This window comes from Corynebacterium gottingense (assembly GCF_007559235.1).
Lineage (GTDB): Bacteria > Actinomycetota > Actinomycetes > Mycobacteriales > Mycobacteriaceae > Corynebacterium > Corynebacterium gottingense.
The window spans coordinates 77,494-94,687 of the sequence record NZ_VMHH01000002.1; the positions used below are offsets into that span (position 1 = coordinate 77,494).

Sequence of the window (17,194 nt, forward strand, 5' to 3'; positions counted from 1 at the left end):
ATCTCCTCGGCGCGCCCCCGCAAAACTTGGCTGACACGTCATCGTTTCGCGTGGATACTCGAGTCCATGATCTCCACCCCAGCCCGCAACGCGTCCCCGGACGGCGAGTTCGTCCGCGACACCACCTATATCGCAGACTCCTTCAGCGCCGACCTCGCCCCGGGCAGCGCCCCGCAGCCCGCCGATGACGGCACCTGCGCCTGGCCCGTCGAGCCGGGCCGCTACCGGCTCATGGCGGCGCGCGCCTGCCCATGGGCGCACCGCGCGATCATCGTCCGCCGCCTCCTCGGCCTCGAAGACGCCATCTCACTCGGCCTGGCGGGCCCGACCCACGACGCCCGCTCGTGGACCTTCGAGCTCGACCCGGACGGCAAGGACCCCGAGACGGGCCTGCACTTCCTCAAAGGCGCGTATGAGGCGCGTTTCCCGGGCTATCCGCGTGGGATTACGGTGCCGGTGATCGTCGAGAAGCAAACGCGCGCCGCGGTCACGAACGACTTCCGCCGCATCCCCGTCGATTTCCAGGACGCCTGGGCGGCCCACCACCGCGACGGCGCCCCCGACCTCTACCCGCGCGAGCTGCGCGCCGAGATCGACGAGGTCGCGGACCGCGTCTACCGCCACATCAACAACGGCGTGTACCGTGCAGGATTCTCCGGCTCGCAGGACGCGTACGAGGAGGCCTACGCCGACCTCTGGGAGCACATGGACTGGCTGGAGGACCACCTCTCGCGGCACCGCTTCCTCGTGGGCGAGCACATCACGCTTGCCGACGTCTACCTCTACCCCACCCTCGTCCGCTTCGACCCCGTCTACGTCGGCCACTTCAAGGCGTCACGCAACCGCATCGCGGAGATGCCCAACCTGCGCGGTTACCTCCAGGAGCTCTTCCAGCTCCCGGGCTTCGGCGACACCACCGACTTCCAAGAAATCAAGGAGCACTATTACATCACCCACGCGGAGATCAACCCCACCGGCGTCGTCCCCGCGGGCCCCGACATGCGCTGGCTTATCGACGCCCACGAGCGCCACCTCCTCCCCGGCTCCCCCTTCGCCGACGGGGTCACCCCGCCGCGCCCCGTCCGCGCCGGCGAGAAGGTTAAGCACCCCGCGCCGTTCCAGCGCTAGTCGCGCGTGCCGCCGAGGACGCGCAGCGCCGCCCCGTCGAGGCGCATCGTCGACCAGTCGCCCATATCGTCGGCGCCCATCGCGTTGTAGAAGCCGATGGACGGCGTGTTCCACTTCAGCACGGACCACTCGACGCGGCGGTAGTCGTTCTTGACCGCGATGCGCGCAAGCTCCTGCAGCAGCGCCGTGCCGATCCCCCTGCCGCGGCACTCCTCGCGGACGTAGAGATCCTCCAGCCAGATGCCGTGGCGGCCCTCCCAGGTGGAATAGCTCAAGAACCACAGGGCCATCCCCTCGAGTTCGCCGTCGTTGTCCGCCACCAGCGCGAACACACTCGGGTTCTCGCCGAAGAGGTGGTCGCGGACGTCCTGCTCGGTCGACGTCACCGCGTCGGGCTCCTTCTCGTAGAGCGCGAGCTCGTTGATCATGGCGTAGATGGCGGCAGCATCGGCGTCGGTGGCCTGGCGGATTGTCGTCATGGGTCGTTAGCTTAGGCGAGAGCGGGCGGATTCCAGAATTGGGAGACACCAACGACCCGGCTGCGCCCATAATGTCACGAGAAGGTCACGTTTTACTGTGCGAAACGATCCCGCGGCCAAGGCAGCGCTGTGCGCACGCTGAGCGCGTGTGCGGGGCGATACGCTGGCGTTTCTTGGGGTGGGTGGTGGCGTCGAGAAGCGAAAAATGCCCGTACACACGCAAAATGGCCATTCGCGGGGGCGAGCGTGCTTTGTTAATATCGCCCCGGTTCATTTTTATCGTACGACTATTTTTCTAGGATCATTCCATGAAACAGACAATTCAGGTGGCCATGGCGCTCGTCGGCCTGCTCGTCGGCGCCGGCTTCGCCTCCGGCCAGGAAGTCATCCAGTACTTCCTCGCCTTCGGCTACATCGGCATCGTCGGCGCCGTGATCTCCGGCATCATCATCTTCGTCGTCGGCACCACCATCTTCCAGCTCGGCTCGTACTACCTTGCCGACGACCACTCCGTGGTGTTCAACCGCGTGTCCAGCCCGATCGTGTCCAAGTACATGGACTACGCCACCATGTTCAGCCTCTTCGCGTTCGGCTTTGTCATGGTCGCCGGCGCCGGCTCCAACCTGAACCAGCAGTTCGGCTTCGCCCCGTGGATCGGCGCGACCATCATGACCGTCCTGCTCGTCCTCTCCGGCTTCCTCGACGTGGACCGCATCACGCAGGTCATCTCCGTCATCACGCCGTTTCTCATCATCGCCGTTTTCGTGGCGTTTGGCATCACCATCATGAACATGCCCGACAGCCTGCACGCGATGAACGACATCGCCCTGCAGCAGTCCCCCGCCGACGGCGTGTTCAACAACTGGCTGCTCTCCGCCGTCAACTACGGCACCCTCGTCAACATCATGGCGGTGTCCATGATGCTGGTCATCGCCGGCTCGCAGATGAACCCGCGCACCGCCGGCGTCGGCGGCCTGCTCGGCGGCCTCATCTTCGCCATCATGCTGGTCATCCTGAACTTCATCCTGTTCTTCAACATGGACAAAGTCGCGGGCAAGGACATGCCGCTGCTCGCCGTGTTTGACTCGATGCACCCGGTTGTCGGCGTCATCGTCTCCATCATCATCTACATGATGATCTACAACACCGCCGTCGGCATGTTCTACGCCATGGCCCGCCGCTTGACCAACAAGCACCCGGAGCGCTTCCGCATGGTGTACTTCATCGTGGTCGGCATCGGCTTCCTGCTGTCCTTCGTCGGCTTCGCTGACCTGATCAGCTGGGTGTACCCGGCGATCGGCTACCTGGGCATCATCCTGACCATCGCCATCATCGTCGGCTGGTTCAACGACCGCGACAACATCAAGGAGGAGACCAGCCGCCGCGAGCGTCTCGCTGAGCTCGCCGAGACCGCGCTCGACCCGTCCGAGGACGAGCTGACCGCCAAGGAGCGCAAGGAAGTGGAGCGGCTCGCCTCCGAGTCCCACGTCGAGGACTCCGACCTGTGGCACTCTGTCCAGGAGGAGGTCGCGGCCAACCTCGACGCTGACGAGGAGAACAAGTTCAACCTCGAGGACGCCCCCTCCCTCGACCCGGATCACGACGACTACGAGGGCGCGCCGGAGTCCGACGGCGACGGCATCGACTGGGACGCCTACAAGGAGGTCTACGAGACTGGGAGCTTCCCCGCCGTCGACCCGAACTCGCCCAACGGCGTTAAGGGCAACGACGACACCCCGGGCGGCAGCACCGCGGTGAAGTAGCAGCTTCTCGACGCCCCCGCGCACGCAAAAAGGCGCTCCTGGTTCAAAACGGGGAGCGCCTTTCGTCGTGAAGCGAAAAACTGCGCCTAGGCGAGCTTCGCGGCGATCATCTTGTTGACCTCGCCTGGGTCAGCCTTGCCTTGGGTGGCCTTCATGACAGCGCCCACGATCGCGCCGGTGACCTTCTTGTTGCCCGCACGGTACTTCTCCACGATGTCCGGGTTCGCAGCCAGCGCGTCGTCGATCGCCTTCTCGATGGCGCCGTCGTCGCGCACGACCTCGAGGCCGCGGGAAGCGACCACCTCGTCCACGGTGCCCTCGCCGGCGATGACGCCGTCGATCGCCTGGCGGCCGAGCTTGGTGGTCAGCTTGCCTTCCTTGACCAGCTCAACCACACGCGCGACGTCGGCGGGGGCGACGCCGATCGCGTCGAGGTCCTTGCCCGCCTCGTTCGCCTTCGCCTGGATGTAGGAGACCCACCAGGCGCGGGCCTCGTCCGGCGTCGTGCCGGCCTCGACGGTGTCCACCACGAGGTCGAGGGCGCCCGCGTTGACCAGGTCGCGGAACTCCTTCTCCGGCAGCTGCCACTCCTCCTGGATGCGCGCGCGGCGCACCCACGGCAGCTCCGGCAGCGTCTGGCGGATCTCCTCGACCCACTCCGGCTTCGCAATCACCGGCGGCAGGTCCGGGTCGTTGAAGTAGCGGTACTCGCTCGCCTCCTCCTTCGGGCGGCCCTTGGAGGTGGAGCCGTCCTTCTCTTGGTAGTGGCGGGTTTCTTGGACGATCTCGCCGCCGTCGTCAAGCACCTGGGCCTGGCGCTGCATCTCGAAGCGCACCGCCTGTTCGACGGACTTCAGCGAGTTGATGTTCTTCGTCTCGGTGCGCGTGCCGAACTTCTCCTGGCCGACGGGGCGCAGGGACAGGTTGGCGTCGCAGCGCATCGAGCCCTGGTCCATGCGCGCGTCGGACACGCCGAGGGCCTTGACCAGCTCGCGCAGCGCGCCGACGTACGCCTTCGCCACCTCGGGGGCGCGCTCGCCGGCGCCGATGATCGGCTTGGTCACGATCTCAATGAGCGGGATGCCGGCGCGGTTGCAGTCCACCAGCGAGGCGGTCGCGCCCGTAATACGGCCGGACGAGGAACCGAGGTGCGTGAGCTTGCCGGTGTCCTCCTCCATGTGGGCGCGCTCGATCTCCACGCGCCACTCAGTGCCGTCCTCCAGCTGCACGTCGAGGTAGCCGTCGTGCGCGATCGGCTCGTCGTACTGCGAGATCTGGTAGTTCTTCGGCTGGTCCGGGTAGAAGTAGTTCTTGCGCGCGAAGCGGGAGCTCTCCGCGATCTCGCAGTTGAGCGCCAGGCCGATCTTGATCGCCCACTCGACGCCCTTCGCGTTGACCACGGGCAGCGCGCCCGGCAGGCCGAGCGAAACCGGGTCAATATTGGTGTTGGGTTCAGCGCCGAAGTGCGCGGAGGCGGTGGAGAACATTTTCGTCTCCGTGGCCAGCTCCACGTGCACCTCGAGCCCCATCACGGGGTCGTACTTTTCCAGTACTTCGTCGTAATCCATCAAGTCGTAGACAGTCATGCGCCCCATTCTACTAATCCCCGCGCACGTTCTCCCCGCCAGTGCACCATTGCGAGCGAACATACGCTTCCTTATCATCGTCGCCGTGCGTTACCCCGATTTCTCAGATTCCCCAACCAGAACGGGCGTGGTGATCGTAGTGCTCGTTGGCCTCCTCGTACTCGCGGCACCATTCGCCGCCCGCGCCGTGGTGAGCACCCCCGCCCCGCAGGCAGAACCGGTTTCCGCAGGCAGTGTCACGCTTGTCGACGCCCACGGCACCCCACTCGTCTGCCCACGCACCGAGAACCGCCCGGCGCAGGACGACACCGGCGTCGGCGGCATGTGGACGTGGGACTGCGCCAACGACGTGAGGGCGAGCGCCCGCGTCGAGCTCTCCCCCGCCGACGGCGAGGCGCCCGCGGCCCTCACACGCTACTTCTGGCAGATGACCAGCGGCGAGGACCTCCGCCCGGACGACATCGCCCACCCCGCTCCCCACGTCGCGGTGGGCCAGCGCGGTGACATCGCTGCCGCTTCCGTCCAACGCGGCGACACCACCACCTACTTCAGCGCGAGCGGTGGCGACGGCGTCGACCTCATTTCCCGGCTCGCCGCGGAGGAGGCGATGCACCAGTGAGTGGCTTCCGCCTCCCCCAGGTACTCGTCGGACTGATCTTTACCACCCTGCTGGCCTACGCCGGCTACAGCTACGCGCAGATCCCGTGGCGCCCCGTGTTCGCCGGGATTTCGGTGGCAATTGTCCTCGCGCTGCTGCTCATCGCATGGGTGTTGCTGCGCCGCCACCCCGGCCGCCCGGATTCGCGCTGGTGCCTCCCCGCAGCCGTACTCGCGGGCATGGCGCTCACCGGCCCCATGGGCCCGGTCAACTCCGCATTCCAGGAGGCTGCGGCGAGCCTGCCGAGCGTGGTCTTCTACGCCATTTCGCCGTTCCCGGAAGAAACGGCGAAGCTGCTGCTGGTGCTTGCCGCCGTGTCGGCGTTCGCGCCGGTGTCCCGCCGGATCGAGGTGGCGGTCGTCGGCATGGCCGTCGGAGCCGGCTTCTTTATCGCAGAAACCATGTCGTTTGCCGCAATCGCCGCCGCGACCGACCTGGAGTCTGATTTCGCCGACGGCACGTTGACCTACGCGGTACGGCTCATCATGTCGCCGTTCGCCCACGCACTGTACACGGGGCTCGCCGCGTGGGGCCTTGGCGCGTTGCTGTGCCGGACCGACCGCTCGCTGTCGTGGAGGCTGCAGCGCGTCGCTGGCTGGTTCCTCCTCGCGGTGTGCGTCCACGGCGCCTTCAACGCGTCGTCAGAGCTCCCCGGGGCCGCGGGACTCATCGCGATGCTGGTCACCGTTGCGGCCAGCTGGTGCTTGCTGGTTTGGTGCTACCGACGCTCACGGGCAGTCGGCGCCGACGCGGCGACTGAGTCCCACACTTCGCGGTAGCTCTCGGCCAGACTGTCCACTGTTTCGTGGGCGTTGAGCCCGCTCGGGTTGCCCACCACCCAGACGGGCACCCCGGCAAGGCGTTCGGGCTGCAGTCCGCGCTTGGCTTTCGGAGCACGGTAGGCGTCGCGAAAAGCCCCGATGCCCACGACCATGACCACGTCAGGCCGATGCCGCGCGACGCACGCGCGTACTTTGTCGCCACCCGCAACGAGCTCCTCGCGTGTCAGTGCTGAGGCTCGCGGCGTCATGCGGTCAACAAAGTTGGTAAAACCGATGCCCATTCCGGCGAGCATGGCGGCGTCTTCATCTGCGAGCCCTCGCTCGGCGTGCACCCGGTACGGCGTGATGCCGGCGCGCTCGAACGCGGGCCAGAACCGGTTTCCGGGGTGGGCGAACGGGGCGTCGACCTCTTCCGTCAGCCGACCGGGGTTAATCCCCACCACCAGCAGGCGGCAGGGGTCCGGGATCCGATCCCGCATCTAGCCAAACATCGCCTTCGCCGTGGTGTAGCGGTGCTCCGGCACGCTCTTCAGGTGCGCAACCGCGTTCTCCAGCGGGACGAGGTCGATGTCCTCGCCGTGCAGCGCCACGCAGGTGTCAAAGTTGCCCTCGTGCGCCGCGCGCGCCGCGTGGACGCCGTAGCGGGTAGCCAGGACGCGGTCGTACGCGGTGGGCGTACCGCCGCGCTGGATGTGGCCCAGCACCGTGGTGCGCACGTCGTAGCCCAGGCGCTTCTTGATCTCGTCAGCGACGATCTGGCCCATGCCGTTGAAGGTGATGTGGCCGAACTCGTCCTCCTCGCCCAGGCTGCCGTCCATGGTGCCTTCCTTCGGGGTGGCGCCCTCTGCGACGACGACAATGCCGTACTTCTCGCCCATCTGGAAGCGGCGCTCCATCGCCTTGCAGATCTCGGCGATGTCAAACGGCTCCTCGGGGATCACGGTGTAGTGCGCGCCGCCGGCCATGCCGGCGTGCAGCGCGATCCAGCCGACGTGGCGGCCCATCACCTCGACGATAAGGATGCGGTTGTGCGATTCTGCGGTGGTGTGCAGGCGGTCGATCGCGTCGGTGGCGACGGAGACGGCGGTGTCGAAGCCGAAGGTGTAGTCGGTTGCCGCGACGTCGTTATCAATGGTCTTCGGCACGCCCACAACGGGGATGCCGTTGTCCGCCAGCCACTTCGCGCCCTTCAGGGTGCCCTCGCCGCCGATGGCAATCAGCGCGTCGATCTCCGCGTCGGCCAGGTTTTCCTTGATGGTGTCAATCCCGGCCTTGAACTTGTCCGGGTGCAGGCGGCCGGTGCCCAGGATCGTGCCGCCGCGCAGCAGGATCGAGTCGATGAACGCATCGTCGTACAGGTCGACGCGGCGATCCTCCATGAGGCCGACCCAACCGTCCTGGTAGCCGACGACGGTCGAGCCGTACTCGGCGCTGGCAGTGCGGACAATTCCACGGATGACGGCGTTGAGCCCTGGGCAGTCGCCGCCGGAAGTTAGTGTCGCAAGTCGCATAACTGCCACCTTAGCGCGTTTGCCAGGAAGCTGGCCGACCGAGCCGGTGGCGTGGGCGTCGAAAAGCGAATTAGCGGTCGCTCTTGAGGAAGAACGAGCTGACCGCACCGATGAGCATCGCCGCGAGCGGGATGAGCACAGCCCAGCGCACCGACACTGCGATGTCGCCGGAGACGAGCACGGCGCCGACGAGCGCTACGCCGAGCACGCTGCCCACCTGACGCAACGTGTTGTACAGCCCGGAGGCCGCGCCCGAGTCCTCCTCGGGCACCGAGCGCATCGTGGTCGTGGCATTCGGCGCCCACGTGAACGCGCTGCCCACGCCGAAGATCGCGGCGAGCAGCGCGACCCAGAGCGGGTTCGCACCGGTGCGCACGACGGCGTACGTTGCGAGCAGAGCGATGCTCATCGTGCCGAAGCCGAACACGCACAGTACCTTGGGGCGCATCTTGTCCGACAGCACGCCGGCCACCGGCGTGAGCACGAGCGCGACGATAGACATCGGGGCGGTGAGCAGGCCCGCGCGTGCCGACGACACCTCCATGACGGTCTGCAGCCAGTACATCATCGGGATGAACATCGACGCTGCCGTAAAGCCCAGGGCGGCGACCCCGAGGGTGCCCAGGGCGAAGTTGCTGTCGCGGAACAGCCCGACGGGCAGGAACCCGTGGTCGCGCCCGCTCACGCCGCGCCAAATGATGAGCGCGACGCCGCACAGGCCGAGCACGATGGCGACCACGTTGCCGTACTGAATGCCGTAGATGAGCAAACCCAGGCCGGCGAAGGAGAGCGCGACCGACGCCAGGTCTATCTGCGCGGGCGACGACGGCAGCCGCGGCACCCACGCGAACGCCGCGCACAGCGCGACGACGCCCAGGACGGCTTGGGCGATGAATCCGGCGCGCCACCCGCCGGCGTCGATGATCGCACCACCGACCACCGGGCCGGTGAGCGAGGCGATGGAACCGATGACGCCCCACGCGGCGAACGCGCGGCCGCGCTTGTGCTGCGGGAAGACGCGGTTGATCATCCCGAAAGCCTGCGGGAGGAAAATCGCGGAGCCGACACCCTGGATGGCGCGCGCGAGGACGAGCCCCCACAGGTGCGAGGAGCCCGCGGCGATCGCGAGCGCCGCGACGTAGATGCTCAGGCCGGTGAGGAAGACGGGGCGTTGCCCGTACTTGTCACCAAGCCGCCCGGTCACCGGCATGGGCACGACGGTGCACAGCAGGTAGACGCTGGTGAGCCAGACCGCGTCGCCTACCTCGTAGGGCAGCCGCGGGGTGATCACCGGCATAAGGCCTTGGTCCACAAGGATGAGGAAGTAGCCCGCGGCGAGCGCCGCGAGCGTCACCCAGGGGTTGGGGCCAGAGTGGGGCGCCACCGAGCGCCCCGCCGACGTCACAGAAGTTGTCACGAAAGGGGTCCTCTCAGGGTCTCAGGGGTTGGGATGGGCGACGCGTTACTTGTCTGCGTCGCGGCCGGTCTCGTACGCGGCGCCGACGCGGTAGAGTCGCGCGTCCTCGAACGCCGGGGCGATGAGCTGCAGACCGACCGGCAGACCTGTGTCGTCCGCCTTGCCGGCAGGCACGGACATACCCGGCAGGCCGGCGAGGTTGAGCGGCAGAGTGAACAGGTCGAAGTTGTACATGGCCAGCGGGTCGTCGACCTTCTCGCCGAGCTTAAAAGCAGTCGACGGCACGGCGGGGGCCGCGATGACGTCGCAAAGCTCGAATGCTCGGGCGAAGTCCTGCGCAATCAGGGTGCGCACGCGCTGCGCCTGCAGGTAGTAGGCGTCGTAGTAGCCCACCGACAGGGCATAGGTGCCGAGAATGATGCGGCGCTTGACCTCGGAGCCGAAGCCGGCGCCGCGGGAGGCGGCCATGACCTGCTCGGCGGAGTGCTCGCCGTCGTCGCCCTCGCGCAGGCCGTAGCGCATGCCGTCGAAGCGCGCGAGGTTGGAGGACATTTCGGACATCTGGATGATGTAGTAGGCGCCCATCACGTCGTCGAAGTGAGGGCAGTCCACCTCCACGATCTCCGCGCCCTGGGCCTCGAGCTGGGCAAAGGCGGCGTCGATGCGCGCGTTGACCCCGTCCTGGGTGCCGGGGCGCTGGAACTGCTTGACCTTGCCCACCTTGACGCCGGTGAGGTCGCCGCTGGCGCCTTCGCGGGCGGCGTCCGCAAGCGGTGCCACCGGGCGGTCCACGCTGGTCGCGTCGAACTCGTCGTGGCCCCCGATGATCTCGTGCAGCAGCGCGGTGTCCAGCACGTTGTTGGCACAGGGGCCGACCTGGTCCAGCGAAGACGCGCAGGCCACGACGCCGTAGCGGGAGACGCCGCCGTAGGTCGGCTTCACGCCGACGGTGCCGGTCAGCGACGCCGGCTGGCGGATCGAGCCGCCCGTGTCCGTGCCGATACCTAGCGGCGCCTGGCCCGCCGCGAGCGCCGCCGCGGTGCCGCCGCCGGAGCCGCCCGGCACGCGCTCGGTGTCGTGCGGGTTGCGGGTGACCTTGTATGCGGAGTTCTCGGTCGAGGAGCCCATGGCGAACTCGTCCAGGTTCGTCTTGCCCAGGATCGGAATACCTGCTTCGCGCAAGTGCTTCACGACGGTCGCGTCATACGGGCTCATGTAGCCCTCAAGCATCTTCGACGCGGCGGTCGTCGGCGCGTCGGTGGTCACGAGCAGGTCTTTCAGCGCCAGCGGCACGCCAGCGAGCGGAGACGCGGGCTCCTCCCCCGCCTTGACCTGCGCGTCCACGGCGTCGGCCGCGGCGAGCGCTTCTTCCGCGCCCACGTGCAGGAACGCGCCGAGGGTCTCGTCGGTTTCGGCGATGCGGTCCAAGAACGCGTGGGTGACCTCGCGGGAGGTGACCTCGCCGGCCTGGATCATGCGCGCTAGCTCGTGGGCGGGCGTGGCGATGAGGCCGTCACTGGGCATGGTGAAGCTGGTGTTCTCGCTCATTTACTCGTCTCCCTCCCCGAGGATCTGCGGCACGACGAAGCGGTCGTCTTCCACCTCCGGCGCCTGGTCCAGCGCCTGCGCCTGCGTCAGTGTCTTCTTCTCAACGTCCGGTCGCATGCCCGCCTCGATGGAGTGCGGGTGACTCATCGGCTCAACGCCCTCGGTGTCCACGCTCTGCACCTTCGAGACAGCGTCGACGATCTGGTCGAGCTGTTGCGAAATCTGATCGAGCTCGTCGTCCTGCAGCGCAACGCGGGCGAGCCGGGCGATGCGGGCGACCTCCTCGCGTGAAATCTCAGCCAAAACGGTTCCAATCTTTTCGTGCTTGAGTTATCTAACGTTATCCAACAAGGTCAGTAAACCGACCCTCATCTTACGTCACGGCCCTCGCTTGCCGACGAGCACCGCCTGCGCCACGCTAGTGCCGCGGGGTCAGCGTGACGGGCAGGCTCGCCCACCCGCCGACCGGGAACTGCTCGCGGCGGCCCGCGTCCGCGGCGACCTCGCCCACGGTGAACGCCCGCAGCAACTCCTCGGTGAGGCACCGCAGCTCTAGCATGGACAGGTACTTGCCCGGGCAGGCGTGGGGGCCGGCTCCCCACACCAGGTTGCTCGGGTGTTCCGGGTCGCGGTTCGCGGCGGTCCAGTGGATCCGCACGCGCTGCCCCTCGTCGAGCTCGACGCCGTCGAGGTCCACCGGGCAGGTGGTCACGCGCCGGTTGCTCACAAAGGGCGAGTCCTGGCGCAGGATCTCGTCGGCGATCGCGGTGAACTCGCGCTCAGACACTCCGCTGCGCAGGCGGTCCTGGAGCGCCGCGTCGGTGCCCAGCGCGTAGAGCAGGACGCCGACGCAGTAGGCCATCGAGCTCAGGTCGCCCGCGGTCCAGTTGCGCAGGACGGAGACCAGCTCGTCGAATTCGAGGTGGCGGCCGATGCTCGTGTCGTTGAGCAACTGCAGGGTCACGCTCGGTGTGCCTGCGACGTCTGCAGGCTTCGCAGTCTGCGACTCCTTCGCGGCATCGACGGCCTCGTGGATCATGGCGTCGAACGCCTCCGCCACCGCGGCGGTGCGCTCGAGCTGACCCGAGCGGGTGGCGGCGTTGTTCTCCGCGACCCAGTCGACCAGGCGATCCTCCATGCCCGCCGGCCAGCCAAGCCACGCGAGCATGGCGCGCACGGCGTAGCGAGCGCCGATCGTGGCCACCGCGTCCACCTCTCCCCCGTCAGCGTCCAACTGCGCCCCCTGGACGTCGGCGACAACGCTGCGCGCGGCCTCCCGAAACGCCGGGGTGTAGGGGGTGAGTGCGTCGGGGGTGAGGTAGGCGTCGATAAGCGCTCGGAAGCGCTCGTGCTCCTCCCCATCGAGGCCGTTGGGCAGCTGCATGAAGCGCGAGACCGCGGACGAGAAGCGGGCGGGGTCCTCCGCCACGGCGCGGGCCTGGGTGTTGCCGAGCACGACGACCTCGTTACCGCTGCGCACGATGCGCTCCCCGCGGCTGAGGTGCGCGTCGCCGTACGAGCGTGGTTCGGTGTTGGCGGTGGGGGCGTCTGGAAGCTCGCGTGCGTGCACGGTGCATGGTCCTTTCTGCGTAAAGATTCGCCAGCCTATCACCGTTTTCACGGTCAGTTGTACGGGCTGACTGATATAACTAGGTGCATGTCTTACCTTATTCGCGTCTCTCTCCCTGATGTCCCGGGCAGCCTTGGCGAGCTGGCCGCGGCGTTCGGCATGGTCGACGCAAATATCCAATCCGTGGACATCGTGGACAGCGTTGCCGCAGGCAAAACGGGGGATTCGGCGAGCGGCCACGTGACCGACGACATTGTCGTCGAGCTCCCCACCGGCACGATGGTGGACACGCTGATTACCGCCGCTGCCTCGGTGGAGGGCGCAGAGGTGGATTCGATCCGCCCGTTCACGGGGCGCGTGGATCGCCGCGGCCAGATCCAGATGCTGCAGCGCATCGTCGCGGCGTCCGGCGACGAGCAGCGCGCGATGGAGGAACTGGTGGGCGCGATTCCGCGGTCGATGACCTCGTCCTGGGCGGTGGTGCTGCGAGCGACCGACCACGGCCTGGACCGCGTCGCCGCGTCGCAGGCGGCGCCGGAGGACGACGGCTCTCACCCCACAATGCAGGACGTGGACGCCGCGCGCATCCTCCTGCCCGACGCGGACACCTGGGTCCCCAAGTCGTGGTGGCTGCTCGACACTGCCCTGTCCATCACCCGCCTGCCCGGCACCGAGTTGGTCCTGGTGGTCGGCCGCGTCGGCGGGCCGGACTTCTTGGCCTCCGAGGTATCGCAAATCGGCGACCTGGGCAGCATCATCGGGGCGATCCTGAGCTAGTTGGCTTATCGACGCCACCGCCCCCCTTTACAACTTTCTAGATTTTTGGAATTCTAGAAAGTATGAAACACGCATGCTCCCGACCTATTGCCGGTGTCATTGGCGCCGTGACTGCCGCCGCGACGGCTGCCCTCCTGCTCACCTTCGGCCCACAGCGCATCGGCCTGGCTACCGCGCACACCGGCGACGCGCAGCTCGCGTCCGCGCTCGAGCGCAGCGCCGCCGCCGAGCCGGGGCACCGCGCGCTCTCGGCGCTGGTGTACGACCAGGGTCGAGTCACGTTCGGCGGCCTGGGCGCCGACGAGCACACCGAGTTTGAGATCGGCTCGGTGACCAAAACGTTCAACGCGGAGCTGGTGCGACAGCTGATCCACGCCAACGAGCTCACCCTTCACACCACCGTCGGCGACATCCTCGGCCCCACCGGCGCACCGATCGATTCAGTCACCGTGGAAGAGCTGCTCAACCACACCGCTGGGCTCCCGCCAATGGGCCGCCTCGGGCTGCCGGACATCCTGAAAGCCAACGTCACCCAGGGCGGCAACGCGTACCGCACCGACTCCCCCGACGACATCCTTGCCGCCGCCTGGACCATGGAGCTCCACGGCCGCGGCGAATACGCATACTCCAACTACGGGCACGCGCTGCTCGGGCAACTGCTCGCGGTGAAAACTGGCACGCCGTACGAAGAACTTGTGCGAACGCGGATCTTCTTGCCTGCGGGCATGGACGAATCGTTCGTGGCGGGCCCCGGCGGGGTGGATACGCACCTGCTCGGGCGCGGTCTGCGCAGTAACGGGCGCGAGGCGGAGCCCTGGGACATGGACGGCTGGGCGCCGGCGGGCGCGATCCGCTCGACCGCGTCCGACATGGCGCGATTCATCGAGTGGGTCGACGAGCACGGCCGGCCCGACTACGGCTGGGCCACCGCCGATGCATACACCTTCCACAACGGTGGGACCGGTGGGTTTCGCACGATGCTCGTGTGGGACCCGGAAAACCCGCACCGCGCGGTGTTCGTTGCCGGCGACACCGAAGCCTGGGTCGACGACCTAGGCATCAACCTCCTCGACACCACCAAGGAGCTCGCATGATCCCACTCATCGCATTCATTATCGCCCTCCTGGCGTGGGAGACGTTCCGCGCCATGCGTCGCCCGCAGCGTAGGGGCTTCGCGCTTGTCAACGCCGCCCTCACCGCCCTCGTAGTGTGGTGGATCGCCACCCCACTTGATTGGAACGCTACGCTCCCCATCTGGCTGTGGTGGGCCCTCGCGGTGTGGGCGGCGGTGCTCGTCGGCTTGAGCGCCGCGCGACTCGCTTTACAGCGTTCCACGGTTTTGGAACGCTAGAACCCATGACATCTGCTGACTCCTCCGCCGCCCCCTTTACCGCTGCGCGCCTGGACGCCCTCGAGGCGCGCGTCGCGGCGCTCGAAGCCGCGCGCTCCGGTGCGTCGGCAGCGCCCACCGCGGTCCCGCACGGAACCGACCTTCCCGACCTCCCCGCCGCGTTGCGCGCCCTGGAGGGCTGCGACGACGGCGCGGTCGCGTTCGGCGGCTCGGTCACCACGGACGGCGGCACCTACGAATACCAGTGGGCCCGGCCGACGGAGGTGGTGACCGAGCACGCCTGGTCGGACCAGATCGAGCGCCTGGCCGCGCTCGCCCACCCCGTGCGCGCCGAGATGCTGCGGCACCTGCTTTCCGGCCCCGCGACCCCGGCCGACCTGGTCGCCGCCGAGGTGGTCACCTCAACAGGGACGGCGTACCACCACCTCAACGCGCTGCAGGCCGCGGGGTGGATTGCCAAGGAAGCCGGCGCGTATGCCATCCGCCCGGCGCGCGTCGTGCCGCTGATGGCAATCATCATTGCCGCGGAGGCACACTAGCGAGACAGGGCGTCCGGCCCTTCCTCCAGCAAGGTCACGAACTGCTCCTCGGTGAGGATCGGGCGGCCCAAATCGCGCGCCTTCTGTTCCTTGGAGCCGGCGTTCTCCCCGACCACCACGAAGTCGGTCTTCTTGGACACCGAGCCGGAGGCCTTGCCACCGCGGGCCAGGATCGCTTCCTTGGCGGAGTCGCGGCTAAATCCTTCGAGCGTGCCGGTGACCACGACGGTCAGCCCCTCAAGGGTCTGCGGGGTCGCCTCCGCGTCCTGATCGTCCTCCATGCGTACCCCGGCTTTCGTCCAGGAGTCCACGATGGCCTGGTGCCAGTCCACGGTGAACCAGTCCTTGAAGGATTCGGCGATGATCTGCCCGACGCCATCGGTTTCGGCAAGGTCGGACAAGGGGGCGTCGAGAAGCGCTTGCATGCTCTTGTAGCGGGCGGCGAGCGCGCGGGCGGCGGTGGGCCCGACGTGGCGGATGGACAGGGCGACGAGCACGCGCCAGAAGTCGACCCGCTTGGCGGTTTCGAGGTTAGCCAGCAGTTTCTTGCCGGCGGCGTTGACGTGGCCGTCCTTGCGCGTGTAGGCGTTGGACTTCTTCAGGTCGTCTTCGGTGAGGTCGAAGAGTGCGGCTTCGTCGATGAGCACGCCCGAGGCGATGAGGTCCTGGGCGCCCTTCTCGCCGAGCGCCTCGATGTCGAATGCACCGCGCGAGGCGAGGTACTCCAGGCGTGCCGACAGCTGCGCCGGGCACGAGCGGGTATTCGGGCAGCGCCAGTCCGCGTCACCCTCCTTCGCCGGCGCGAGTTTGGTGCCGCATACCGGGCAGTCCTGGGGGTAGACGAACTCGCGCTCTGAACCGTCGCGAAGATCCGCGACGGGCCCGAGCACCTCGGGGATGATCTCGCCGGCCTTGCGCACTACGACCGTGTCGCCGATGAGCACGCCTTTACGCTTGACCTCGTGCTGGTTGTGCAGGGTGGCCATGGACACCGTGGAGCCTGAGACGAAGACCGGCTCGAGGACCGCGTACGGGGTCGCGCGCCCGGTACGGCCGACCGAGACCTGGATGTCTTTGAGCGTGGTGGTGACTTCTTCCGGCGGGTACTTGTACGCGATGGCCCAGCGCGGCGCGCGGGAGGTGGAGCCGAGCTGGCGCTGCGCTGCCACGCTATCGACCTTGATCACCAGACCGTCCATCTCGTGGATGGCGTCGTGGCGGTGGTCCGCCCAGTACTTCACCGCGTCCTGGACGTCCTTGGCGGTCTTGGCGGGCTTGGTGTACTCGGAGACCGGCAGGCCCCACTCCGCGAGCTTGAGGTAGGCATCGTGCTGCGTCTCCGGTGCGAAGCCGTCGCGGGCGCCGATGCCGTGGCAGATCATGTGGAGCTTGCGCTTCTTCACATCGTCCGGGTTTTTCTGGCGCAGGCCGCCGGCCGCGGTGTTGCGCGGGTTGGCAAAGGGCTTGCCGCCTTCCTTGATGCGCTGCTCGTTGAGCTCCGGGAAGTCCTCGGGGCGGATGAACACCTCGCCGCGGACCTCCAGCAGCGCGGGGGCGTCGCCGGCAAGCTCGTGCGGGATGTCTTCGATGACGCGGGCGTTGGCGGTGATGTCCTCTCCGACCGTGCCGTCGCCGCGAGTGGCGGCGCGCTCGAGGACGCCGTCGCGGTAGACCAGGTCGATGGAGAGCCCATCGATCTTCAGCTCGGTGAGGTACGGGCCGGGGGTCTTGTCCAGCCACTCAGCGAGCTCTTCGGCCGAGAACACGTTGTCCAGGCTGTACATGCGCTCCAGGTGCGTCACGTCCGCGAACGCGGAAGACGCGGCCGTGGGCGCGCCGACTTCCTTGGTCGGCGAGTCCGGCACGGCAAGCTCGGGGTGCTCCTCCTCGAGCTCCTGCAGCCTGAGGAACAGGGCGTCGAACTCCGCGTCGGAGATGATGGGCTGCCCGTTGTAGTACAGGTCGCGGTGGTGACGGACCTCGTCCGCCATCTCGCTCCACGTGCGCTGCAGGTCCTCGAGGCGCTCGGGCGACGGTACGTCTGGCTCAGGTGTAGTCATGCCGTTGGATTCTAGTTGCCCGCGG

Annotated in this window: 17 protein-coding genes; 8 read left to right on the top strand and 9 right to left on the bottom strand. The window is 67.6% G+C overall.

The window, feature by feature from the left end; genetic code table 11:
* Positions 1-66: 66 nt before the first annotated feature.
* Entirely contained in the window at positions 67-1,128 is a 1,062-nt protein-coding gene (locus FPH17_RS03050) for a glutathione S-transferase C-terminal domain-containing protein (RefSeq protein ID WP_154878651.1), read from the top strand.
* On the opposite strand, the gene FPH17_RS03055 is transcribed toward FPH17_RS03050, so the two are convergent.
* Positions 1,125-1,607 (bottom strand): GNAT family N-acetyltransferase, encoded by a 483-nt coding sequence (locus tag FPH17_RS03055; protein WP_095276089.1) that lies wholly within the window; start codon positions 1,605-1,607, stop codon positions 1,125-1,127. The genes FPH17_RS03050 and FPH17_RS03055 overlap by 4 nt on opposite strands.
* A gap of 308 nt (positions 1,608-1,915) precedes the next feature.
* On the opposite strand from FPH17_RS03055, the gene FPH17_RS03060 reads away from it, so the two are divergent.
* On the top strand, positions 1,916-3,370 hold the full coding sequence (locus FPH17_RS03060) for a YkvI family membrane protein (RefSeq protein ID WP_154878652.1): 1,455 nt from the start codon (positions 1,916-1,918) through the stop codon (positions 3,368-3,370).
* A gap of 86 nt (positions 3,371-3,456) precedes the next feature.
* On the opposite strand, the gene gatB is transcribed toward FPH17_RS03060, so the two are convergent.
* Positions 3,457-4,956, bottom strand: coding sequence for an Asp-tRNA(Asn)/Glu-tRNA(Gln) amidotransferase subunit GatB (gatB, locus tag FPH17_RS03065; RefSeq protein WP_154878653.1), 1,500 nt, complete (start codon positions 4,954-4,956; stop codon positions 3,457-3,459).
* Positions 4,957-5,041: 85 nt separating this feature from the next.
* Here gatB and FPH17_RS03070 point away from each other — a divergent pair, with 85 nt between their 5' ends.
* Positions 5,042-5,575, top strand: a complete 534-nt coding sequence (locus FPH17_RS03070) for a hypothetical protein (RefSeq protein WP_154878654.1) — start codon at positions 5,042-5,044, stop codon at positions 5,573-5,575.
* The gene (locus FPH17_RS03075) at positions 5,572-6,393 is read left to right on the top strand and encodes a PrsW family intramembrane metalloprotease (protein ID WP_154878655.1); all 822 of its coding nucleotides are present in this window, start codon (positions 5,572-5,574) and stop codon (positions 6,391-6,393) included. Before FPH17_RS03070 ends, FPH17_RS03075 begins: the two co-directional genes overlap by 4 nt.
* Here the strand turns inward: FPH17_RS03075 and FPH17_RS03080 are convergent.
* From FPH17_RS03080 to FPH17_RS03105, 6 genes are all read right to left on the bottom strand, one after another.
* On the bottom strand, positions 6,333-6,875 hold the full coding sequence (locus tag FPH17_RS03080; protein WP_154878656.1) for a mismatch-specific DNA-glycosylase: 543 nt from the start codon (positions 6,873-6,875) through the stop codon (positions 6,333-6,335). The genes FPH17_RS03075 and FPH17_RS03080 overlap by 61 nt on opposite strands.
* Positions 6,876-7,907 carry a 6-phosphofructokinase gene (locus tag FPH17_RS03085; RefSeq protein WP_095276080.1) on the bottom strand — a complete coding sequence of 344 codons (1,032 nt, stop codon included), beginning with the start codon at positions 7,905-7,907 and terminating at the stop codon, positions 6,876-6,878.
* Between the two features lie 70 nt (positions 7,908-7,977).
* Positions 7,978-9,324: an MFS transporter gene (locus FPH17_RS03090; RefSeq protein ID WP_239216158.1), complete on the bottom strand. Its 1,347-nt coding sequence runs from the start codon at positions 9,322-9,324 to the stop codon at positions 7,978-7,980.
* A gap of 45 nt (positions 9,325-9,369) precedes the next feature.
* Positions 9,370-10,872 carry an Asp-tRNA(Asn)/Glu-tRNA(Gln) amidotransferase subunit GatA gene (gene gatA, locus FPH17_RS03095; protein ID WP_154878657.1) on the bottom strand — a complete coding sequence of 501 codons (1,503 nt, stop codon included), beginning with the start codon at positions 10,870-10,872 and terminating at the stop codon, positions 9,370-9,372.
* Positions 10,873-11,175, bottom strand: a complete 303-nt coding sequence (gene gatC, locus FPH17_RS03100; RefSeq protein ID WP_095276076.1) for an Asp-tRNA(Asn)/Glu-tRNA(Gln) amidotransferase subunit GatC — start codon at positions 11,173-11,175, stop codon at positions 10,873-10,875. It lies immediately after the preceding gene.
* 115 nt (positions 11,176-11,290) lie between these two features.
* Positions 11,291-12,442, bottom strand: a complete 1,152-nt coding sequence (locus FPH17_RS03105) for a cytochrome P450 family protein (protein WP_154878658.1) — start codon at positions 12,440-12,442, stop codon at positions 11,291-11,293.
* Between the two features lie 87 nt (positions 12,443-12,529).
* Here FPH17_RS03105 and FPH17_RS03110 point away from each other — a divergent pair, with 87 nt between their 5' ends.
* From FPH17_RS03110 to FPH17_RS03125, 4 genes are all read left to right on the top strand, one after another.
* Complete coding sequence (locus FPH17_RS03110; protein WP_154878659.1) at positions 12,530-13,219, top strand: ACT domain-containing protein; 690 nt, start codon at positions 12,530-12,532, stop codon at positions 13,217-13,219.
* Positions 13,220-13,281: 62 nt separating this feature from the next.
* Positions 13,282-14,313, top strand: coding sequence for a serine hydrolase domain-containing protein (locus FPH17_RS03115; protein ID WP_154878660.1), 1,032 nt, complete (start codon positions 13,282-13,284; stop codon positions 14,311-14,313).
* Positions 14,310-14,570: a hypothetical protein gene (locus tag FPH17_RS03120; protein ID WP_154878661.1), complete on the top strand. Its 261-nt coding sequence runs from the start codon at positions 14,310-14,312 to the stop codon at positions 14,568-14,570. Before FPH17_RS03115 ends, FPH17_RS03120 begins: the two co-directional genes overlap by 4 nt.
* Before the next feature lie 5 nt (positions 14,571-14,575).
* On the top strand, positions 14,576-15,109 hold the full coding sequence (locus tag FPH17_RS03125) for a winged helix-turn-helix domain-containing protein (RefSeq protein WP_154878662.1): 534 nt from the start codon (positions 14,576-14,578) through the stop codon (positions 15,107-15,109).
* On the opposite strand, the gene ligA is transcribed toward FPH17_RS03125, so the two are convergent.
* Entirely contained in the window at positions 15,106-17,169 is a 2,064-nt protein-coding gene (gene ligA, locus FPH17_RS03130) for an NAD-dependent DNA ligase LigA (protein ID WP_154878663.1), read from the bottom strand. The genes FPH17_RS03125 and ligA overlap by 4 nt on opposite strands.
* Positions 17,170-17,194 lie beyond the last annotated feature (25 nt).